This window comes from Bacillus sp. USDA818B3_A (assembly GCF_009928415.1).
GTDB lineage: Bacteria > Bacillota > Bacilli > Bacillales > Cytobacillaceae > Neobacillus.
In genome coordinates, this window is record NZ_JAABNN010000028.1 from 19961 (window position 1) to 41329 (window position 21369).

Annotated in this window: 19 protein-coding genes, 1 tRNA gene, 1 rRNA gene and 1 pseudogene; 7 read left to right on the forward strand and 15 right to left on the reverse strand. The window is 39.3% G+C overall.

Features of this window, described 5'->3' with window-relative positions:
• Positions 1–253 precede the first annotated feature (253 nt).
• On the forward strand, positions 254–1033 hold the full coding sequence (locus tag GXK58_RS24490) for a Cof-type HAD-IIB family hydrolase (protein WP_160725792.1): 780 nt from the start codon (positions 254–256) through the stop codon (positions 1031–1033).
• A gap of 85 nt (positions 1034–1118) precedes the next feature.
• On the opposite strand, the gene GXK58_RS24495 is transcribed toward GXK58_RS24490, so the two are convergent.
• The gene (locus GXK58_RS24495; RefSeq protein WP_160725793.1) at positions 1119–2174 is read right to left on the reverse strand and encodes an LLM class flavin-dependent oxidoreductase; all 1056 of its coding nucleotides are present in this window, start codon (positions 2172–2174) and stop codon (positions 1119–1121) included.
• Between the two features lie 145 nt (positions 2175–2319).
• Here GXK58_RS24495 and GXK58_RS24500 point away from each other — a divergent pair, with 145 nt between their 5' ends.
• The gene (locus GXK58_RS24500; RefSeq protein WP_160725794.1) at positions 2320–2607 is read left to right on the forward strand and encodes a hypothetical protein; all 288 of its coding nucleotides are present in this window, start codon (positions 2320–2322) and stop codon (positions 2605–2607) included.
• A gap of 97 nt (positions 2608–2704) precedes the next feature.
• Here GXK58_RS24500 and GXK58_RS24505 read toward each other — a convergent pair whose 3' ends face one another.
• Both GXK58_RS24505 and GXK58_RS24510 read right to left on the reverse strand, forming a co-directional pair.
• A complete protein-coding gene (locus tag GXK58_RS24505) occupies positions 2705–3355 on the reverse strand; it encodes a glycosyltransferase (RefSeq protein ID WP_160725795.1) in 651 nt (216 codons plus the stop codon).
• 84 nt (positions 3356–3439) lie between these two features.
• The gene (locus GXK58_RS24510) at positions 3440–4321 is read right to left on the reverse strand and encodes a mechanosensitive ion channel family protein (protein ID WP_160725809.1); all 882 of its coding nucleotides are present in this window, start codon (positions 4319–4321) and stop codon (positions 3440–3442) included.
• A 190-nt stretch (positions 4322–4511) separates the two neighbouring features.
• Here GXK58_RS24510 and GXK58_RS24515 point away from each other — a divergent pair, with 190 nt between their 5' ends.
• Positions 4512–5219, forward strand: a complete 708-nt coding sequence (locus GXK58_RS24515; RefSeq protein ID WP_237389771.1) for a cell wall hydrolase — start codon at positions 4512–4514, stop codon at positions 5217–5219.
• A gap of 104 nt (positions 5220–5323) precedes the next feature.
• Positions 5324–6031: a YjjG family noncanonical pyrimidine nucleotidase gene (locus GXK58_RS24520; protein WP_160725796.1), complete on the forward strand. Its 708-nt coding sequence runs from the start codon at positions 5324–5326 to the stop codon at positions 6029–6031.
• Between the two features lie 40 nt (positions 6032–6071).
• Here the strand turns inward: GXK58_RS24520 and GXK58_RS24525 are convergent, their stop codons facing one another.
• On the reverse strand, positions 6072–6614 hold the full coding sequence (locus tag GXK58_RS24525) for a hypothetical protein (protein ID WP_237389772.1): 543 nt from the start codon (positions 6612–6614) through the stop codon (positions 6072–6074).
• Between the two features lie 220 nt (positions 6615–6834).
• On the opposite strand from GXK58_RS24525, the gene GXK58_RS24530 reads away from it, so the two are divergent.
• Positions 6835–7293: a hypothetical protein gene (locus GXK58_RS24530; protein WP_160725797.1), complete on the forward strand. Its 459-nt coding sequence runs from the start codon at positions 6835–6837 to the stop codon at positions 7291–7293.
• A 158-nt stretch (positions 7294–7451) separates the two neighbouring features.
• Positions 7452–8297 (forward strand): STAS domain-containing protein, encoded by an 846-nt coding sequence (locus GXK58_RS24535; protein WP_160725798.1) that lies wholly within the window; start codon positions 7452–7454, stop codon positions 8295–8297.
• Between the two features lie 193 nt (positions 8298–8490).
• Here the strand turns inward: GXK58_RS24535 and GXK58_RS24540 are convergent, their stop codons facing one another.
• The 9 genes from GXK58_RS24540 to proC form a co-directional block, all read right to left on the reverse strand.
• A complete protein-coding gene (locus GXK58_RS24540; protein ID WP_160725799.1) occupies positions 8491–9708 on the reverse strand; it encodes a threonine synthase in 1218 nt (405 codons plus the stop codon).
• 172 nt (positions 9709–9880) lie between these two features.
• Complete coding sequence (locus GXK58_RS24545; protein ID WP_160725800.1) at positions 9881–12901, reverse strand: efflux RND transporter permease subunit; 3021 nt, start codon at positions 12899–12901, stop codon at positions 9881–9883.
• Positions 12902–13165: 264 nt separating this feature from the next.
• Positions 13166–13351 carry a DUF2187 family protein gene (locus GXK58_RS24550; protein ID WP_160725801.1) on the reverse strand — a complete coding sequence of 62 codons (186 nt, stop codon included), beginning with the start codon at positions 13349–13351 and terminating at the stop codon, positions 13166–13168.
• Between the two features lie 159 nt (positions 13352–13510).
• Complete coding sequence (locus GXK58_RS24555; protein WP_160725802.1) at positions 13511–13738, reverse strand: hypothetical protein; 228 nt, start codon at positions 13736–13738, stop codon at positions 13511–13513.
• Between the two features lie 109 nt (positions 13739–13847).
• Positions 13848–14465 (reverse strand): class I SAM-dependent methyltransferase, encoded by a 618-nt coding sequence (locus tag GXK58_RS24560; protein ID WP_337248217.1) that lies wholly within the window; start codon positions 14463–14465, stop codon positions 13848–13850.
• Positions 14466–14610: 145 nt separating this feature from the next.
• Positions 14611–16083, reverse strand: a complete 1473-nt coding sequence (gene putP / locus GXK58_RS24565; protein WP_160725804.1) for a sodium/proline symporter PutP — start codon at positions 16081–16083, stop codon at positions 14611–14613.
• Positions 16084–16235: 152 nt separating this feature from the next.
• Positions 16236–17498 carry a glutamate-5-semialdehyde dehydrogenase gene (locus GXK58_RS24570; protein ID WP_160725805.1) on the reverse strand — a complete coding sequence of 421 codons (1263 nt, stop codon included), beginning with the start codon at positions 17496–17498 and terminating at the stop codon, positions 16236–16238.
• A 46-nt stretch (positions 17499–17544) separates the two neighbouring features.
• Positions 17545–18684: a glutamate 5-kinase gene (gene proB / locus GXK58_RS24575; RefSeq protein ID WP_160725806.1), complete on the reverse strand. Its 1140-nt coding sequence runs from the start codon at positions 18682–18684 to the stop codon at positions 17545–17547.
• A gap of 86 nt (positions 18685–18770) precedes the next feature.
• Entirely contained in the window at positions 18771–19610 is an 840-nt protein-coding gene (gene proC, locus GXK58_RS24580) for a pyrroline-5-carboxylate reductase (protein ID WP_160725807.1), read from the reverse strand.
• Positions 19611–20155: 545 nt separating this feature from the next.
• On the opposite strand from proC, the pseudogene GXK58_RS24585 reads away from it, so the two are divergent.
• A pseudogene (locus tag GXK58_RS24585) lies at positions 20156–20456 on the forward strand (IS5/IS1182 family transposase); the annotation flags it as partial.
• A gap of 410 nt (positions 20457–20866) precedes the next feature.
• On the opposite strand, the gene GXK58_RS24590 reads toward GXK58_RS24585, so the two are convergent.
• Positions 20867–20940: transfer RNA gene (locus GXK58_RS24590), tRNA-Arg, on the reverse strand.
• Between the two features lie 202 nt (positions 20941–21142).
• Positions 21143–21369, reverse strand: a 23S ribosomal RNA gene (locus GXK58_RS24595); the annotation flags it as partial.

Below are 21369 nucleotides of genomic sequence, written 5' to 3' on the forward strand. Positions count from 1 at the left end.
TTTAGTTTTATGGTTTCTGGTACGTTATTTTTATAAGCTTTTCCAATGGTTGGTAGATCCTCTATCAACCTTTTTTATTTTTGAGTAATAGCGGCCGTATCAACCGAAGTATAATAAATAATATCTCCCAGTTAAATGGTCATACCTTTCCATAACCTCGCATATCATTTGTTTATCGATTTTTCATTAAAGTGATATACTGAATGATACATCATTTGATTAATGCTGATACAACTACATAGGAGTGTGTTTGATGAATTATAAGGTTGTCATCTTAGATATAGACGGTACGATCGTCCCTCATGGAAAATCAGTTAGCGCGGCTACTAAAAATGCCATACAGCGCTTGAAAGATAGAAACTTGGAAGTAGTCATTGCGACAGGTAGGGCCCCTTATTTTTCAACATCTGTTATCGAAGAAACGGGCGTCAGCTCAATGGTTTTCTTTAATGGTTCTTACGTTTTTCATGAAGGTAAAGAGGTTTTTCAAAATTCAATTGATAAGGATATTTTAAAAAGAGTTCATGAATTATCTGGCGGCTATCAGCATCCGCTCACTTTCCTAAGCGGAACAGGCTTTACTGCGACAGACCTGAACCATCCTTTTGTAGTAGAGGCCTATAGCCATGATCCGTGGAAACCAGAACTGGCCCCACCGAGTTATTATCTGGATCAGGATATTTATCAGTTGTTCCTTCATTGTAATTTGGAGGAAGAAATTCACTATAAGGCCAAGATTCCAGAGTTGGATTTCCGGAGATGGAGCTCAGGGGCTAGAACATGTGATGTGAATCTGACCAATTCCAATAAGTCTGTTGGGATTACAAAGTTATTAGAGAGACTGGGGATTGCTCCTGATGAAGCAGTGGCCTTCGGCGATGGTATTAATGATATTGAGATGCTTTCATTGGTGGGAATGGGAGTCGCTATGGGGGCGGCATCGGATGTATTAAAACAAGCGGCCAATATGGTAACCCTATCAGCAGAAGAAGATGGTGTTGTTTATGGGTTGGAGAAGCTGAGGCTGATTTAGTTTTGTGATAAGAGAAAAAGCTTGTAGAGCTGTGAGCTGAATCTACAAGCTTTTTCTTTTTAAAAGGGGATTATTTGGATTTCAGCTATCTAGAGCCCTCTGCCTCCCATTTAGCCACTTCCTCACGAACCCGAGGCGCCACTTCTTTACCGAGCAGCTCAATCGCTCTCATTACATCCGCATGCGGCATACTTCCAACCGGTACATGCAGCATAAATCGTGTAACCCCTACATTCTTGCGGAGATGAATGATTTTCTGTGCAACCGTTTCAGGATCGCCCACATATAGGGCTCCTTCAAAACTACTTGCCGCATCAAAACTTGATCGGTCATAATACCCCCAGCCGCGTTCACGCCCTAACACATTCATCGCTTGCTGGGTTGATGGGAAAAATTTGTCCGCAGCCATCGAAGAGTCTTCCGCAATAAACCCGTGAGAATGCGAAGCTACCGTTAATTTTGAAGCGTCATGGCCAGCTTGCTCTGCCGCTCTCTTATAAAGATTTACAAGTGGAGCAAACTGTACGGGGCGGCCACCGATAATGGCTAAAACCAGCGGCAAGCCTAACAGACCTGCCCGGATAACTGAATCCGGCGTACCACCGCTGCCAATCCATACCGGTAAAGGATTCTGCACAGGACGCGGATAAACTCCTAGATTGTTTATGGCTGGACGATGTTTCCCGCTCCATGTCACTTTTTCAGACTCACGAAGCTTTAACAAAAGGTCCAGCTTTTCCTCAAACAATTCATCATAATCTTGCAAATCATAACCGAACAACGGGAACGATTCGATAAACGATCCACGTCCGACCATAATCTCCGCTCTCCCATTTGATAGGCCATCGAGCGTTGCAAAATCTTCAAATACCCGAACCGGGTCATCAGAGGACAGAACAGTCACCGCACTCGTCAGCCTAATCCGTTTTGTCTGCGATGCCGCGGCAGCCAGAACAAGGGTTGGAGAGGATGCAGCATAATCTTTACGATGATGCTCACCCACGCCAAATACATCCAAGCCTACCTCATCGGCAAGAATAATTTCCTCTACCACTTCACGGAGCCGCCCGGCATGACTAATGACTTTCCCAGTCTGAACATCCGGTGTGGTCTCTACAAATGTACTAATTCCTATTTCCAACGAAATTCCTCCTATATCTATTAAGCTTAAGCAATTAAGGTAAGCCCATTCTACCATAGATACTCAGTTGTTTCGCTTAATCCAGTTCCAACTAAATAATTTTATGTAATTTCACATATAATATAGAAAAAAGGTGTGTTTTTGTTTGGATTTTCCTGTGATTCAAATGAACTTTTGGGATGCCGTCTTTGCCATTCCGATCATTATGGTGTTAACCCAATTTATTAAGGTTTATTTTAAAATCCCAAAATGGTTTGTTCCGACCATTGCCCTATTATTTGGACTGGGAATTTCCATTTTTATCAGCCATAAACACAGCCTGATTTCCGGTTTATTTATGGGTTGGTTTTATGGGTATGCGGCAATTGGTTCCTATGCGTCCTTAAAAACAAATGTGATCGCATTCAGAAATAAAAAAAGTAATAAGTATTAAAAAAGAAAGGAAATCTTTCGTACAAGATCTACGATTGATTCCCTTTTTTTATTATATGTTTTTCCTGTACGTCTTTTGAGAGAACTCGATCTTCTTCTTACTTAAACCTATTAGGAAATTGCTTTACAATACCATCAGTTATAAAGTCACCCATATGGATGAGATGGACTTCATTCGTATCGGCCGTTTTGATATCCCCAGTCCAATCCCCTTTTAATCGATCTTCTAACTCGGCAGCTGTCAGTTTTAAATGTGTATAAAACATGTCTGTCAAAGCCTTCTTGTTCCAATTCGGGTTTGCACTCGCTAAAAAGGTAACAATTTGATCTGCGTTTCTGAACCAATCCTTATTGAATTGAGTAACCTTCGCTTTGTCTCCAGCCTTAGCCGCCTCAACAATCTTACCGGCAATTAAGATATGCTCTTTAAGCAGGGCGGTAAGCTTGTTCCCAGCTTGCTCCCCGTAATAGGGTTTAATAATATCGCCAAGCTCCACCTGATTTTGTAACAGTCTTGCCAGTACATGCTTTTGGTCCTTTAACCCTGCTAAACTGCTGACAATATAGCTTCTTGTCCACCATGCATGTTCAATCCATAATCGCTGCATTGGATATTTTAATTGAATCACCGATTGATTGATACAGTCTCGCTGTGGTACCGCCGGTCTCCCTTCTGCATTTGCAATAGAAAAACTCGTTGAGAAGAGTAGCATAAAGGCAAACATACAGGTAATCAGTTGTTTTTTCATGTTGGCTGCTCCTATTCTGATTTATTATTAATTGTTATTATTGATCATTTTTTCCGCCTTATACCATTAGTCCCGTCACAAAACTCATACTTTGCCGGGCAGATTCTGTTCTGGCACGCTCTCATTGTAAAGAACCATTCCTGGCATATTTACCTGATGTTCATGAAACACCTTTAATAATTCAAACCTGACCTGTCTCGATGCTTCAAAGTAATCTTCAGGCCAAACAAGGCCCGCCATACATAACTCATAGCCAACATATTTTTGATTAGGATTTAGATCTGTTACGCCGATAAATTGAAATTCCTGTTCAGGGTTCCCGTCTTCCATTCTTAGCAGGAATTGTGAGTATTTTTCATTACATATACGGCAAACTTGCTCCATCAGCTCTTTCATCATCTCCGGATCTTCCTGATAGCTGACCGTCATCCGTTCGATCACACGCATTTTGCCTTTATTATAATTTTGAATCGTTCGGACTTCCCCATGTGGAATCGTTAAAAGCTTGCCGGACCATTCCCGGATTTGCATGAACCGAATGCCGATCTCCTCGATGGTACCTGAGTTATTCCCATTAAACATGACAAAATTCCCAACCCGGAACTCATGGTCGGACAGCCGAACCAGCCCTAGTAATATATCTTTTAAAACCTCCTGGGCTGCGAGACCCACAATAACACCGACAATCCCTGCACCTGCAAGCAAGCCTTTTAAATTCATAAATTGCCCGATTAGATACACAATCACAATTGTTATAGAGCTGTACTTTAAGGCCGAGCGGATAACTCCCTGAATGGTCTGCTCAACCTCGTCCTCCAAGAGATGAGACTTTCGGAAAAACCAATCGACACTCCGGTTAATCACAAATGAAATGATCATCAAGGAGATGATCATAAATATCACTCGTAAGAGCAAATATCCTCTTATATATTCTAAGAAATTCTCCGTGTAAGTTAATAGATCCACCCGAGCCACTTCCTTCAATATTTCAATCACCTTTTAGCATGACCTATTTTTTTCAACATTATTTGTTAGGTACCCTCTAGCAAATAACTCTATTCTATGTAATACAACTGTAAAGTCCTGTAATACTAATCTAGCAATTCCTCTCATAGAAATAGACATTATTAAGAGAATTCGACTGGAGGAAATCATTTTGAAAAAACTTATTAGTACCATTTCTGTGATCACATCGCTTTTATTTACTTCTCCTGCTTCTGCTTACACCATAAAAAGCGGTGACACGATGTCGGGAATTGCTAGAAGCCATAATCTTACGTTGCAAGCATTAGCAAGGCTTAACCCTCAAATACAAAACCTTAATATAATCTATGCTGGACAAACCGTACATACCGATAAACCGGGTGGCAACTCAATAGTACCAGCTGTACATACTGCTCAGCAGAAAGAAACTGAAACGGAACAAAACATACATAAAGACCAGCCCCAAAAAGCAGTTGGCCATGCCGTACATTCTGCCACAGCAGCTCAAATAACCGGAGGATTTTCCGAAAACGATCTAGATTTACTTGCTAGATTAGTTCGAGCAGAAGCAGAGAGTGAACCTTTTCAAGGAAAAATCGCCGTTGCCTGTGTGGTTTTTAATAGAATTGCCAGCTCATCCTTCCCGGATTCTATAAGAGAGGTTATTTATCAAAAGGGACAATTCCAGCCAGTCCAAAATGGAGAAATCCAGCAGCCGGCGGATGAGGATTCGATTAGAGCCGTTCATGAAGCCATTAATGAAAAACGTTATGTAGCAGCTGGTTCATTATTTTTCTATAATCCAGACACGGCGTCAAACCGCTGGCTTGATTCGAGAGCGACAACACTAGTCATCGGGCATCATGTTTTTAAAAGATAATTAAATTAACCCTGCGCTTTGAGGTACTCCAATCTAATCGATGGCACCAGACGCTTTTCTACGGTAAAATAAAACCGTATTAATGGTTTAAAGGGGAAATAAACTTGAAAAAATATCAAACCTTACTTTTCGATGTAGATGATACGTTATTAGACTTTGCTGCCGCTGAAGCGTTAGCCTTAAATCTGTTATTTGAGAGTCAGAAGATCCTGCTGACAAACGAAATCGAAACAAGCTATAAAAAAATCAATCAAGAGCTGTGGCGATCTTTTGAAGAAGGAAAAATCGGCCGGGATGAAGTGGTCAATACTCGTTTTTCCCTTTTATTTAAGGAATTAGGCCAGATCGCGGACGGTGTTTTATTAGAAAAAAACTACCGGGGCTTTTTAGAGGAAGGCCACCAATTAATCACTGGTGCGTTTGAATTGGTTTCAGCGCTACAGAGTCATTATGATTTATTTATTGTTACAAATGGGGTTTCAAAGACACAGGATAAAAGATTGCGGGATTCCGGTCTCCACCCGTTATTTAAGGAGATTTTCGTCTCGGAAGATACGGGATTTCAAAAACCAATGAAGGAATTTTTTGATTATGTCTTTGAGCGCATTCCAAATTTCGCACCAGAACAAGCTTTAATCATCGGTGATTCTCTAAGCTCTGATATTAGAGGCGGGCAGCTTGCCGGCCTTGATACTTGTTGGTTCAACCCTGATGGCAAACCAGACCACACTGGAATTCATCCAACTTATGAAATCCATGATTTGAATGAACTGTACGCCATTTTAAGTTTGGAACAAGAAATAATTGATTAAATCAACTAGCCGTCATGTGATTTTCACATGACGGCCTTTTTTATTTATTATGAGTAGAACCGTTGAGGTCTTCCCTATTTTCGTTAGAGTTCTCCTCGGTTTCATCAATTGCCTCTTCGGCTGCATTGATTTTTTTGCTATTCGTCTGAAAAATATCTTTGGATACGGTGTTAAGCTTTTTAACAAAGCGGTTAAATCCAAATCCTACAAAGAAAGCAATACTAATCGGTGCATATGGAGTATCTTGATAATCTGTAAATTGAATTAAAAGAATGCCGCTCTGGATAATGGTGACGGCTACGACTGCCGTACCTGTTGCAAATATCGGATAAAAAATATACATAATCCATTTTCGATAATCGTTTAACTCGTCTTCCATATAGTGAGTACAGAACATATAAAGATGTCTGAGCGAGCCGCCAATGGCTCCAGCGAAAAAATAGTACAAAAAGATTTTGATATCAGAAATGAATGGCAGAGATTTTTCCAGCGCACCGGTCCCCAACATGCCGACCAGGATAAAACTGCCAAAAAACAATAGGGAAAGGTACGTCAAAATGACTGCTTTTAACCATCTCTTCATTCGTGACACCTCCGCTTGCTGCCATCCTATGCAGCTGCGGGTTCAAATGCCACTTTTTCTTCGTGCATTTTATATTTAACTAACCAGATTGTTTGTTTAACAACCGCCCCTTTTCGCTTTCTGCACTTTTTTTCATCGATGTCCTACATTCATAAGGAAAAAGGTGTATATTTCTTCCAGCAAAAAGAAAGATAAGAGAAAAGAGCTAAGGAGTATTGAAATGTTACCAGCCATAATTAGAACTGTTCTTTTTTTAATTCCTTGGTTAACTGCATACTTTATCCCAAAAAATATTTTTAAAAAATATACCCCTGTTGCAACCTTTGCATCATTGATAGTTATTATTGAATCAATGTTATCAGTTCCTTTTAAATGGTGGACAGTAAAAGGAGGACTACTAAGCAAAATAATTAACGACTGGAGCCTTATTTTAGGACCTTTTTTTGTTGGAACCATCTGGATCTTTCGTTTTACTTTCGGAAAGTTTTGGATGTACCTTTTAACTAATACGTTGATGGATTTATTTCTAGCCTACCCCGTCAATTGGTTATTGCAAAAGCTAAAGGTATATAAATTAGTTAACTTTAAGCCAAAACACATCTTTTTCACTGGCATTTGCTATGCCCTTGTCATTTATGGCTTTCAATTATTCATAACTCGCAAAAAATCCAGTAGGTAAAACTGGATTTTTTGCGTCGTATTAGGGTCAAATAAACCATTTAATATCAACTTCTTCTTGAAGTAAATAATTATTTACCATAAGGAAATTTATGCTATTCTATTATTAATGTGTAGAGGGTACTTACTCTATATTTATATCTTTTATTGGGGGAACATATGAACGAGCAATTAAGGTTCTTAGGAGATAGCATAATTAATAATAGATTAGAAATCGCTAAAGAGATACATGAAACCAGACTATCAGGAATACCAATTACCGAAGAACAAAAAAAGGAATTTCAGAAGATTGAACAGCAGATATTGAGCATTAGAGCAGAATTTATCCGAATCTTTGGACAAGCTCTAATCAATTATAATGAACAAACAACAACAGCCCGTGTAAAAGAATGGGCAGAAGAATCTGGAGCGTTTATCTTTAAATTAGGGGTACCCTTAGATGAAGCACTAAAAGATACCAGTTTTTATAGAAAATTTATTTGGAATTACGTGGAAAAATTTGGAGCGGAGATTAACTTAACAACTGGTTCAATTTTTAAAATAATTTCTATAGTAGATCCTTTACTTGACGATGCAGTTTATTATTTTAGCTTAACATTTGTAAGATATTATGAAAAAACGTTACAAACCGCCAAAAATGCCCTTTTGGAATTAACCGTTCCAGTTATTCCATTGACTTCTGGAGTAGGCGTACTGCCTCTAATTGGGAGCATTGATACAGAAAGAGCCGCAATGTTGATGGATAAAACTTTGGAACAGGCGAATAAGTTAAGGCTGAATCATTTAATATTGGACGTTTCTGGGGTTCTTATTATCGATACTATGGTTGCCCACCAATTATTCAAGGTAACAAATGCATTAGCTTTAATTGGAGTAAAAACGACCATTACTGGAATTCGCCCAGAGGTGGCACAAACGGTTGTAAAGCTAGGCATAGATTTAGACAAGATAACCATTAAATCCAACCTTCACCAAGCGTTTGAAGAAATCCAGTTGGTGAAATGATTATGGAAAAGAATCAAAATGTGGGGTTAAATCGCAGAAGTACAACATCCAATGTGGTTTTGCACTAATTGCTTTACACCAATAAAAAATGAGTGACAAATTAGCATAAAATTTGGCACTCATTTTAGTTACTTTTTAATGTTTGCGATGGTAACGGAATCCGTTAAAGATACCTAGGTTTCCTTATTCGTAATTAAACTTTAATCACATCATCCGGCTGTAATAATGTTACATTGTTAGTTTCAACGGTTTCTGGATATTTAATACCCGCTCCTGTGTTTAAGCAGATCACTGTTTCATCTTCGTTAATCCAGTTCTGCTCTCGTAAAATACGGGCTGCTGCAAAAGTTGCCGCACCTTCCGGACAGATAAAGTTCCCTTCCCATTCAGCCACTAGTTTTTGTGCCTCGGAGAGATCTTCTTCTGAAATGGCAATCGCACAGCCATTTGTTTTATAAATGGCCTCTAATACGAGGAAGTCACCAAGTGCTTTCGGAACGTTGATACCAAAGGCATTTGTTTGTGAGTTCTCCCAGAATTCCGATTCCTTCTTCCCTTCCTGCCACGCCTTAACGATTGGTGCACAGCCCTCTGCTTGGACAGCGACCAATCGTGGGAACTTGTCCGCTTCAATCCAGCCCATTTCTTTAAGTTCCAGCAGTGCTTTATAAATGCCGATAATTCCTACACCACCGCCAGTCGGATATAAAATGACATCTGGGATTTGCCAATTCAATTGTTCTAAAATCTCATATCCCATCGTCTTTTTACCCTCAATACGGTAAGGTTCTTTTAATGTCGAAGCGTCATAGATACCTTGTTCAGCAATTAACTTGCCGACAATTTTTCCAGCGTCACTGATTAATCCATTTACCAAATATAAATCAGCTCCAGAAACAGCCACTTCTTTTCTTGTAATATTCGGTGCATCTTGAGGCATTACGATCGTTGCTTTGATGCCGGCTTTTGCTGAATAAAGGGCCCATGCCGCCCCAGCGTTGCCATTCGTCGGCATCGCCAACTGTTTCACGCCAAGTTCTTTTGCTTTTGAAACACCGACACTGGCCCCGCGTGTTTTAAAGGAACCTGTTGGAATAATCCCTTCATCCTTAATGTACAAATTGGTAAGATTGTATTGTCCGCCCAGTTTCCTTAAATGGGTGAGCGGTGTCATTCCTTCATCTAACGAAACGATATTTTCTTCGTCTTTTACCGGAAGCAGCTCATGGTATCTCCATAAACTATTTTTACGAGTATTGAGGTCCTCTTTTCTAAAAGCAGATTTTACTTCGTTAAGATCGTATCGAACAAGTAACGGTGCCCCACAGCGACATAGTTGATTCACTTCATCTACCGAATAAGTCTCATGACATTTTGGGCACTCAAGATGAGAAACATAGCTGTATTTCAAGTTAAAACGCCTCCAATAAATTAATTATGTAAACTAACAAATGCCTCTTACTCTTTTTAAAACTGAATATAGGAATCTAGTAACTAAACAATTCTATTATATCCGATAATTCCGATTATATAAATAAGTTTTATACAGAAAAAAAGGGAGTATGTTACTCCCCCTCCTACAATCATCCTGATATCGTTTGTTCTTTTGCCAATCTTTGATTTTTTGACTTTTTAAAATGGAATAATTCATAGATTACCGGTACGACAACTAATGTTAATAAGGTAGAAACTGCTAATCCACCAATTACTACAATGGCAAGACTTTGGGAAACAAGACTTCCCATTTCTGCCTTCTTAAAAAGTAGTGGCAGCATGGAACAAATAGTGGCAATGGCGGTCATTAAAATCGGACGGATTCGCGTGCTTGCTGCATCAAGTATGGCCTCACGCATAATCATTTTCTCCTCATTCTGCTTCACTCGATCAATTAAAACAATCGCATTGGTGACGACGATACCTATTAACATCAATGCACCAAGCAAGGCCGTGATATCAACTGGAATCCTGCTTACCACCAATCCAATAACCGCCCCAATGGCAGCCAGAGGTAAGGAGAATAGTATCACAAGCGGTGCACGCAGCGTCTTGAAAGTGATGACCATGATTAAATAAACGATTCCAATCGATAGTGCCATCGTTAGGAAAAGGTCAGTGAAGTCATTCGCTTGGCTGACAGCCGCACCTCCGACATATACCTTTACATTCCCAGGGAGTTTTAATCCTGTTCCAGGTTTGGTCCCATTAATTTTTGTATTAATTTTTCCTGATACAATTGAAAGCTGTTTCGGGTCAACGGTTGCCGTAACCCTGAGATAGGGATCTCCGCCCTTGTGAAGAATCTGGGTTGCTTTGTTTTCTACACTCAGCTTAGCAACAGATGTAATCGGGACTAATTGCTGCTGATTTTTAACCATGATCCCTTCTAAGTCCTTTTGGGCTGCAGGATTTAGAATCGGCTCTAAATACACAGGTGTATTCGTTCCATCAAGATTAACGCTGCCAATCGGCATACGGTTAAGCATCATGCCAAGCTGTTGAATGATTTCACCCGGTTTAGCTGTTTCCGAGTTGACAGTAAAGGTATAAACGGGTTTTTTCTCTTCTTGATTTGTTTCTACTTTTTCTACCCCTTTAATATCTTTAATGGCGTTTTCTACCATGACAGCACCTGACTCGATATCTGCCATTTTATCACCAACCACATCAATGGTAATGGAAGTTGAACTTCCCCCTGTTAGTGAACCAGATCCTGCAATTAATTCTGCACCTGGATAGTTTTCTTTTTGGTTATTGACAAGATTAATAAACTTTTCTGCTTCAGCATTCTTTTTCATAACAATGGTAAAATTTGCTGTTGTAGGAGAACCAACTTCTCCGTATTGTGCGGCATCCGGACTATTGCCCAGTTGAGTATAAATGGCTTTAGGCCCCTTTTGGTCTAACAAGTATTTTTCCAATCTCAATGTATAATCATGGACTTTTTTCATGGGGGTTTCATTTGGATAATCTAAGGTTACGGTCACTAACTCAGCATCGGAACTATCAACCGCGCCCTTTGGCATTACGAGATAGGCTCCAATGGAACCAAAAAACAATAAAGCAGATGATAGTAAAATAACCCATTTATGGTTTAAGGACCAGCGCAGCATGGACACATACCGCTTTGATGTTTTATGTTTCGGGAGCTTTGCAGTTTTTAGCAGCCCTGTACTCATTAATGGAACGACGGTTAACGCAACGAGCAAGGATGACACTAAAGAATAGGTCACGGTTAAGGCAAATGGCAGCAAGAAATCTTGTAACCCTGCGCCTACTAAACCCAGCGGAAGGAATACAGCCACAGTTGTAAGTGTGGAAGATGTGATCGCAGAAGCAACTTCTTTCGTTGCTTCTATCACAAGATTAATCGAAAAATCCTCCTTCTGCATTTTGCGGAAGATGTTTTCAATTACAACAATGCTGTCATCGACTAATCGTCCGACAGCTACAGCCACACCGCCGATTGTCAGGATATTTAGGGTGATTCCAGACCTTCCAAGTAAAAAGAGTGTTAAGCACAATGACAATGGGATCGAAACGATGGTAATAAAGGTTGACCGGATGTTTCGTAAGAAGAACATGATAACGATCGTTGCAAATAAAGCCCCTAATAGTACCTCTTTTATCATACTGGTTACAGAATTGACTACCATATCCGCAGTAGAATAGAAGACACTAACATTAGCATTCTCATATTTTTTTGATAGTTCTTTTACCTGTTCCCTTACGTCCTTCACAATTGATACCGCGCTTGCATTACTTTCCTTTGTGATAATAGCGAGCAAAGCATCTTCACCGTTGACACGGGTTATATGATCCTCTTGGCTGGCCTTTTCAATTTTGGCTACATCCCCGAGTTTTATGTCTTGGATGACTGAAAGATTCTTTAGCTCCTCAAGACCTTCAAGCGTTCCAACTACTTTGATATTACTCGTCTTTCCGTCGATGGTTTTTTGACCGACTGCTGCAGCCATGTTCTGGCCTTGTAAAGCTGCCAGTATGGCTTCTGCTGGCAGATTATATTGCTTGAGCTTGGCTTGGTCCAGTTCAACGGAAACTTCATTTACTCCTCTTCCGTACATCGCAACGCTTCCTACACCTTTCACTTGCTTAAGTGCGGGAAATATTTTTTCATCAGCTAGTTTAATATTTTCTTTCGTAATACCGTCATCAAATGTAACCGATATATCGGCAATTGGGATCATATCTGTATTTAACTGTACAACGATCGGTTTATTAGTCCCTTCTGGAAGCTGCAGGCCATCCATCGCTTTTTGGACATCCGCAGCAGCTTGCTTCATATCGGTGCCAGCCTCAAACATGATATCCACTTTTGAGAACCCGTCACCCGTGGTAGAATAAATCTCACTTTTCCCCTTGACGGCTGTTACCGATTGTTCTATTGGTGAGGTGACTGTATCTGTCATTGTAGCAACATCTGTCCCTTGCCCCAATACTACGACGGTTACCTGAGGATTATCAGCTGTGGGCAGAAACTCCATCGGCAAAGTAAAGTAACTCACGATTCCCATCATTAGGATTAATACTGTGGTTAGTGAGACCGCGGCTTTATTTCGGAACGACCACTTTGTAAACCACGTCATATTCAGTTTTCCCCCTTTTAATTGTTTTAAGAAAGTGCGTTTTTTTCGTATGTAGATAATTGAAGATACTGGTAGGAGATAGGCAGAAGAATTAGTAAAAAAGACCTGCTGTAAACTAGAACTTATGAATCACTAAGTTCAAATTGATTATACTTGTTCCCAATTAAGAAGTAAATTATTTTTGGTAATTTTACCAAATTTTAACAATTTAATTTTAATAAAAAATGCAGTATGGGCAAGCCACACTGCATTTTTCGTAAACTATTATTTAGACTCTTTTTTTATTTTGTAATTCTTATGGTTAACGATTGTTGTAAGTGGCTCATCCTTCTCTTTTGAATAGCCGTATTGGACAATCACCGAATTTTCCCGTACCCCGGAAACAGTCCCCTCGTGACTTTCTCCATCTCGTTTAAATGTAATAATATCACCTAATTTTGCATTAGCCATTCCATTCACCTCGATTCTATCTTTTCCAAATTATCCTGAAGTCATTCGATTCATGCAATATAATGATGCATAATTTTTGGCAGAATAAGAAGAAAACATTATTAGGCCATAACAAAAGACGTGATTTATTCTAGTTGAAATAAGTCATGTCTTTTTTAATTAAATCTTCTTTTTTATATCTTCTCTAATTGATTCAATAATTTCCTCTGGTATGTTAGCCGGCAGTGAGGTGCCATCTTCGTAAACCCAGCAATTGATGATTTCTAGATCAGCTTTTTTAAATGTAATGCTATAGTTTTTTCCATGTTGTACAAATTCTGCTGTCACATATTCTTCTACATCAAAATCGTCATCGATAATCATATTGGTTATTTCATATGTCTTCACAGTGAGGTCTCCTTTTACAATCCGATGTTAAACTATAGCGTTAACTTAACAGGGCTATTTATACAAAAGATTATCGATCCGAAGGATATATCATTTGCAGGCTAATGTTTTAATCCCCATCAGGGAAACTTTTATAGATGGTAGATTTTGGTTTTTTTCCCTCTATCGTTAGAAATAACCCTTTATAATAGCCTTTTATTTCATTTAAGATAAGATCATTATTTTTTAACAAGGTCAGGGTATCACGGTTTAGGCAGCATCCGTCACAAATCTTTTTCCAAGCGGGTGTTAAAAATTCCTGTAATCCAGCTAAAATTTGGTTATCCATTTTTACATGCTCAAAAAACAGTAATTTACCACCCGGCTTACATACTCTAATCATCTCAATCATTGCTTGATCAGGATTTGGTATCGTACATAGTACAAGTGTAGCGACGACCGTATCAAAACTATCATCAGGAAAAGGAAGCCTTTCTGCACCTACTTGTACCAGTTCAATGTTTACTGAGGATTGTTTCAGTTTCTCTTGTGACTTTTCCATCATATATGTACTAGGTTCAATGGCTATTACCTTTTCAACCGATTTATATAGAGGAAAATTAATACCCGTTCCAGCCCCAATCTCCAGAACACAGCCATTAGCCTTACCTAAAAGCTCCTTACGAATCTCTTTAAACTTCCTTTTTTCTAAAGGACGCATAAAAAAGTCGTACCCTTTAGCAAACATCCGACTCAAACTAGTCAACTCCATTATGTATATTCAAAATTTACACTATCACTTATAAACAAAAAGTGAAAGTGTAATCCCTTATGAATGGTGAAAACTCCGGCAGACTGCCGGAGTCGTTTTCAGATGTTCAGTTTTCTGTTGATTAGACCTGTTTCAGTTTTGAGCGATATGTTTTGAATTCTTCTATTATTATTTTTGATGGGGCACGACCAAGGAGACTAACAATTACAATAGAAATGCCTCCAAGCAGAAAACCTGGTGCAAGTTCATACAGGTCAAAAATTCCACCTGACAATTTTGCCCACACAATTACCGTAACCGAACCGACAATGATACCAGCAAGGGCGCCGTTTCGTGTCATACGTTTCCAAAACAAGCTTAATATGATCACAGGTCCAAACGCTGCTCCAAAGCCAGCCCAGGCATACCCTACCAACTCAAGGACCTTACTATTAGGATCATAACCTAAAAGGATTGCAATAATTGCAATACCTAGAACAGCAATTCTACCAACAATCATTTCTTCCTTTTTGGAAGCATTTCTTCTAAAGATGGATTTATAAAAATCCTGTGCCAAAGCACTTGAAGAAACGAGTAATTGTGAGTCGACTGTACTCATGATTGCTGAGAGAATGGCTGCAAGTAAAAATCCCGAAACCCATGGATTAAATAAGACCTGGGAAAACATGATAAATACCGTTTCTGAGTTTTTAAGGGGAGCATCAGCAAAGTAAGCTATACCGGCAAAACCAATAAACATTGCACCAAATAAGGATATAATCATCCAGCCCATTCCAATCAATCGGGCCTTTGGAATTTCCTTGGTTGATTTAATTCCCATAAAGCGGACAATTATGTGAGGCTGCCCAAAATAGCCTAATCCCCATGCCAATAAAGAAATTACCCCAACGGCAGTGGCGCCTGAATACACATTCAAATAGGATGTACCTATGTTTCCTATTTTTTGAACTGTGTCATGCCAGCCCCCCAGCTCATGAATAGCCACAAAAGGGATTATGATTAAGGCTAAGAACATCAAGATGCCTTGAAAAAAATCGGTCCAGCTGGCTGCTAAGAACCCGCCAAAGAATGTATAGGAAACAATGACTGCGGCACCAATCCAAAGGGCAAGAATATAGTTCATACCAAAGGATTTTTCTAATAAAATCGCTCCACCGACGAGGCTTGAGGATGTATAGAATGTAAAAAATACAAGGATTACTATGGCTGAAACTACTCGTAAAATTTTAGATGAATCATGAAACCGATTTTCAAAAAAATCAGGTACTGTAATGGAATCATTCGCAACCTTTGTATAAACTCGAAGTGGTTTCGCAATAAATTGCCAGTTAAGATAGGCGCCGATTGCTAAACCAATTGGAAGCCAAATAGAACCGAATCCGCTCAAATACATGGCTCCTGGAAGTCCAAGCATCAACCAGCCGCTCATATCTGATGAACCTGCACTTAGTGCCGCTACTCCGGCACCTAGACGCCTTCCTCCTAATACATAGTCTGATAGATTTTTAGTCATTTTAGCCGCAACATAACCAATAATCCACATACCAATTAAGTAAATAATGATTGAAATTAACGTTGGTACATTTATACTCATGAATTAACCCTCTCCTTTTCTGCGAAATAAGAAACCACACAAATGATTATTATTGTCGGCATTGGAACCATTAACCAGGCCCAAGTGGCTTCTGTCAATGAGAAATCCATTTTTATCACCTCCCTGCAAGTTTTTTAATAAAAACATTCACATTATCTGGTTTGCCCGTTACCAACCATCAAATATTTAATTGTCGTTAGCGCAGGTAAACCCATTGGCCCGCGTGCATGAAGCTTTTGTGTAGAAATACCAATTTCTGCTCCGAAGCCTAAAGCACCTCCATCCGTAAATCGAGTGGACGCATTATGGTAAAGGGCAGACGCATCGACTTGCTTCATAAAATATTGAGCTGTTTCCTTGTTTTCTGTAATGATTGCTTCCGAGTGCTTAGTTCCATATTTTTCTATATGTTCAATCGCTTCCTCAACATTGTCAACCACTTTCATGGCAATATCCAAACTCAGATACTCATTAGCCCAATCCCCTTCTTCCGCTGGTAAAGCATCGGGAATAATGGATAATGCCGAAGGATCTCCATGAACCGTAATGGAATGCTTGAATAGCGTCTTGATAAGTTCATCTTTATATTTAGTCAGCCATTCCCGATGAATAATAACTGTTTCAATGGCATTACAAACAGCAGGACGTTCAGTTTTAGCATTTACCAGTATGGCCAATGCTTTTGCTGAGTCCGCCTCTTCATCAATATATAAATGGCAATTACCGACACCGGTTTCTAGCACCGGTACAGTGGCATTATTCACCACAGAACGAATCAGCGAACCACCACCACGGGGAATTAGAACATCTATATGTTCTTTCATCGTAAACAGCTGTTGTGCAGCTTCACGATTCGTACTTTCTATAAATTGAACGGCTTCTTTCGGTACCTTTGTTTCCGTGAGTGCCTTGTGCATCACTTCGACAATCGCTTTGTTAGAATGAAGTGCAGAGGATCCACCTTTTAGAACTATTGCGTTTCCGGCTTTTAGAGCAAGGCCAGTCGCATCTACGGTTACGTTGGGTCTTGCTTCATAGATCATCCCTATGACTCCTAAAGGGACTGACACCTTTTCCACCTTTAAACCATTGGGCAGGATACTGCTTGAAAGTATCTTTCCCGTTGGATCTTCCAGCTTCGCAACCTCACGAAGACCATTGGAAAAATCGACAATCCTTTTTCTTGTTAGGGCTAGCCGATCCAAAAAGGCTTCATCAACACCTTGTTCACGACCAGTCAATAAGTCGGTTTTATTTTCTGCTAGAATAAACTCAGTATGGGCTTCTAACATATCGGCTAATTTAAGTAGAGCCTTATTTTTCTCTTCTGTTGATAAAAGGCCTGTCTGTTTCGCTGCCTTTTTTGCCAAAATCGCCTGATCCTCAACTGTCAGCTTTTCTTTATTTATGAACACCCAATTCCTCCTTTAATTTAAATGTGTCTTCCTTTGTTATTTATAGCTAATAGGAGATTCCTTCAAAAGAAGGAAGATCCACCATACAAACAAAGTCTTCTGTTTCCACAACTGTTTTTGGGATACTTCTCGAGTCAGGATGGTATTCAAGTAGTTGAGTTAATTCTTTGGAGGATACTTTTACGATCCCAAGTCCAATTTGATTGCCGCTGGTATCGTTTACCTTTATCACTGCTCCTTTTTTAAAACGTCCCTTCACCTTCCGAACCCCTAAGGGTGATAAACATTGATTTTTTTCTATAATTCTATGTTTTGCCTCTTGACTGATAAGGATTTCTCCTTCAGGGCCAGAATTAAAGGCAATCCATTTTTTCTTTTGATTTAAATTTTGTGATGGTGTTTTCCCCTTAAAATACGTGCCTTTTGCCTTACCTAAAATCGCATCCCTAACTCCATTTTCTAGAGAAGCATTCCCTAAATAGGTCGTGATCCCTGAAGCCATTGCAATTTTCACTGCCTCAATTTTAGATTTCATTCCTCCTGTACCGACAACACTTCCAGATCCACCTGCTGCCGCTTCAATTTCTGGGGTAATTTTGCTAACAGATTTAAGAAGTTTAGCATTGCTGTCACTAGTTGGATCAGCATCGTACAAACCATCAATATCCGATAAAATCACTAACTGATCAGCATCTATTAATCCAGCGACTTTCGCTGAGAGTCTATCATTGTCTCCAAATTTTAACCGGTCAATCGTGACCGTGTCGTTTTCATTGACGATTGGGATAATACCTCTCTGTAATAAGACATTTAGCGTATTTCGGACATTTATATAACTATTTTCATTTAGAAAATCACTTCTTGTTATTAATATTTGAGCCGCTACATATCCATGGGACAAAAATAGTTTGGAATAGGACTCCATTAATAATCCCTGGCCAATGGCAGCCGCAGCCTGCTTTTGCGGCAAGGTAGTGGGGCGTTCAAGACACCCTAGTTTTCGGTAACCTGCTGCCACTGCCCCAGAAGAAACGAGTACCACTTCATGGCCTAAATCCCTTAAGTACACAATTTCATCTGTAATTCGTTCAAGTTTTCTCCAACTAATTTCACCATTTCGACTAGTTAAAGAACTACTTCCAATTTTAATCACAACCCGTTGCTGAAGCTTAGGGCTCGGAATCATCTAATCACTCCACCTTCAAAATAGATTGAATATTCAAATAATTAATTGCATACATATGCTAGTTCACACTTTTAAAACCCTTTTGTTTAAATCTTCAATGATCTTCCTAATTCCTTACTAATTTCCCTCGAACGACATGCTGCCTGATTGATAGCCTGAGCAATTGCCCTTCCTCCACCCTGCTCCTTTAGTACATTTATTCCTGCCTCTGTTGTTCCGTTGGGTGATGTTACATTTTCTCTGAGTACCTTTGGGGATACCGATTGACTTTGTACCATTTTTGCTGCTCCCAACAAGGTTTGAGCAATGATCTCCCGTACAGTTTCTATCTTTATGCCCGCCTTTACCCCTTCTTTTTCCATTTGTTCCATTAAGTAATAAAAATAAGCGGGACCGCTTCCAGCAATACCTGTAAACACATCCATATTTTCTTCAGTTATCACATACACCTCACCGATGGCTTGAAGCAATTTGATGGCTAGTGAAATATTTGCATTTGTGGCATGCTTCCCTGCGGAAATGGCTGTAGCAGATTCTCCAATCTTACTAGATGTATTTGGCATAACCCTTATAATCTGTTGGCCAGAAGGTAATGCCTGCTCAATAAACTCTGTCGATACACCTGCTATAACAGAGAGAATCACCTGATTAGGATTGAGTATACGGCTAATGGTTTCTAATGAGGTTTCTACATCTTTTGGTTTCATTGCGAGGATGATGATATCAATAAGGTCAAAATTAAGGTCGTCATGAGATACACCAACAATTCCGTAATCATTTTGCAGTTCTACTAATCTTTGTTTGTTCCTTCTATTGGTAACAATGATTTGATTAGCTGGAACTTTTTTAGCAGTAACAATTCCTGAAATCATTGCCTCAGCCATTGATCCCGCCCCTATAAAAGCTATTGTCTTTTTATCAAGCATGCAATCTCTCCCGTTGTTCGTAATTTTGTTCTTGTTTTTCAATGTCTTTATACTAACATGTGAGAAATGAATTTCAAGGGATAAAAGGAAATTTATGTGTATATGACTCAATTAGTGAGGATACGGAAATATCCTCCTTGTTCACAAGGCAAAATGGACTCTCAGGCGGAAATATGAACTCTAATCACAAAATTTGAACATTTTTCATTACAGCCTGTTTCTTCTATTTCTAAAGAATTTTAGGAATACCAGGGTGGTGCCTGTCACCATTTCCACTGTTTAGCTTTCCTTTTTCTAGTTCATTGTTGATGGCTTCGTAGTGTTATTTAATTGAATGAATTTCATAATTCTAACCCCATGTCTTCCAAGCGTTTCAAGGCATAGAAAAAGGAGTACCTCCCCAAATTCTTGTATAATGTAAGTGACCAAACAAACATTACATGAATAGAAAAGAGGTTGTCTCCCATGTCTATTATACGACAAGGAAGCCTGTTTGACATGCAGGATTTTTATGAATTAGAACCTTCTAAACGTTTTGAAGCAGTTTTTTCGGTTTTGTTTGTGATGAGTCTGTGGCAATCGATGCGACTCATTTTGAGTCTAGAGACCGTTCAACCCCACAAGAAAAGAAGCCTAAGCAAGAACCAAAAAAAGCGCGGACGCAAACCAAAGGCTGAACAAGAAGCGTTTAAATTAGAAGTACAAGAAAGAGAAAATCAAAAGTCCATTTACGAAAAGACAATAGAAGCCCAATTGCCCATTAGCTTAGAGACCTTACAATCCGAGGCTCCGTTGGAGCCCAATTGGGGCATTAAGAAAAATAGTGAAGGTAAAAATACCTTTTGGTTGGTTTCATTTACTCTTGTGTACAACGCAACAAAACTGGCTGTAGATCGAATCAACAAGCAAATGAAAGAAATAAAATTGGCTGCCTAATTTTTTAAAAATAGTAATAAAAATTCGGTTAGCCTAATAATTCAAAAAAACAATTATGAAATTAACTCAATTAAGAAAGTTTAAATAAAATTGAAAACCCAGTTTATGATTTAGATGTTTTTATTAGTGAAGAGGAGAATTATTATAAGGAAAGTTTCGAATCGCTGAATAAAGACTTATTTTAATGGGTGAAGCAAGGAAATAAAAGATGTCAAATATCTAAAGCAGCATTATTATTAATAAATTTTTACACTAAAATAAAAAAGCAGTAGTTCACTATTGGAACACTGCTTTTCATTTAATAGATATTATATTATTAACGCGCCCGAAAGGAGTCGAACCCATAACCTTCTGATCCGTAGTCAGACGCTCTATCCAATTGAGCTACGGGCGCATTTTGATATTTGAGAGTTCGTTCTCTCAAAACTAGATAATTATAGAAGAATAAGTAAAAACGAGTTTGCCTATAGACTTGGCTAGCTGCGGCTCCTAACTTCTCGGCCGTTTCGATCCGTCCCTACAAATCCAAAACCAGGATTTGCAGTGCCGGCTCTCCAACGTCGGTCGAAGTTGAACAGTCGCCTCCGCTTTTCTATTTGGTTAAGTCCTCGATCGATTAGTATCAGTCAGCTCCACGTGTCACCACGCTTCCACCTCTGACCTATCAACCTGATCATCTTTCAGGGATCTTACTAGCTTGACGCTATGGGAAATCTCATCTTGAGGGGGGCTTCATGCTTAGATGCTTTCAGCACTTATCCCGTCCGCACATAGCTACCCAGCGATGCCTTTGGCAAGACAACTGGTACACCAGCGGTGCGTC

What these genes read in the sequence shown, in the direction of transcription:
- GXK58_RS24490 (WP_160725792.1), top strand. Translation starts at nt 254, where the DNA reads ATGAATTATAAGGTTGTCATCTTAGATATAGACGGTACGATCGTCCCT.
- GXK58_RS24505 (WP_160725795.1), bottom strand. Translation starts at nt 3,355, where the DNA reads ATGAAAAAACAACTGATTACCTGTATGTTTGCCTTTATGCTACTCTTC.
- GXK58_RS24525 (WP_237389772.1), bottom strand. Translation starts at nt 6,614, where the DNA reads ATGAAGAGATGGTTAAAAGCAGTCATTTTGACGTACCTTTCCCTATTG.
- GXK58_RS24530 (WP_160725797.1), top strand. Translation starts at nt 6,835, where the DNA reads ATGTTACCAGCCATAATTAGAACTGTTCTTTTTTTAATTCCTTGGTTA.
- GXK58_RS24535 (WP_160725798.1), top strand. Translation starts at nt 7,452, where the DNA reads ATGAACGAGCAATTAAGGTTCTTAGGAGATAGCATAATTAATAATAGA.
- GXK58_RS24545 (WP_160725800.1), bottom strand. Translation starts at nt 12,901, where the DNA reads ATGACGTGGTTTACAAAGTGGTCGTTCCGAAATAAAGCCGCGGTCTCA.
- GXK58_RS24550 (WP_160725801.1), bottom strand. Translation starts at nt 13,351, where the DNA reads ATGGCTAATGCAAAATTAGGTGATATTATTACATTTAAACGAGATGGA.
- GXK58_RS24560 (WP_337248217.1), bottom strand. Translation starts at nt 14,465, where the DNA reads ATGTTTGCTAAAGGGTACGACTTTTTTATGCGTCCTTTAGAAAAAAGG.
- putP (WP_160725804.1), bottom strand. Translation starts at nt 16,083, where the DNA reads ATGAGTATAAATGTACCAACGTTAATTTCAATCATTATTTACTTAATT.
- proB (WP_160725806.1), bottom strand. Translation starts at nt 18,684, where the DNA reads ATGATTCCGAGCCCTAAGCTTCAGCAACGGGTTGTGATTAAAATTGGA.
- proC (WP_160725807.1), bottom strand. Translation starts at nt 19,610, where the DNA reads ATGCTTGATAAAAAGACAATAGCTTTTATAGGGGCGGGATCAATGGCT.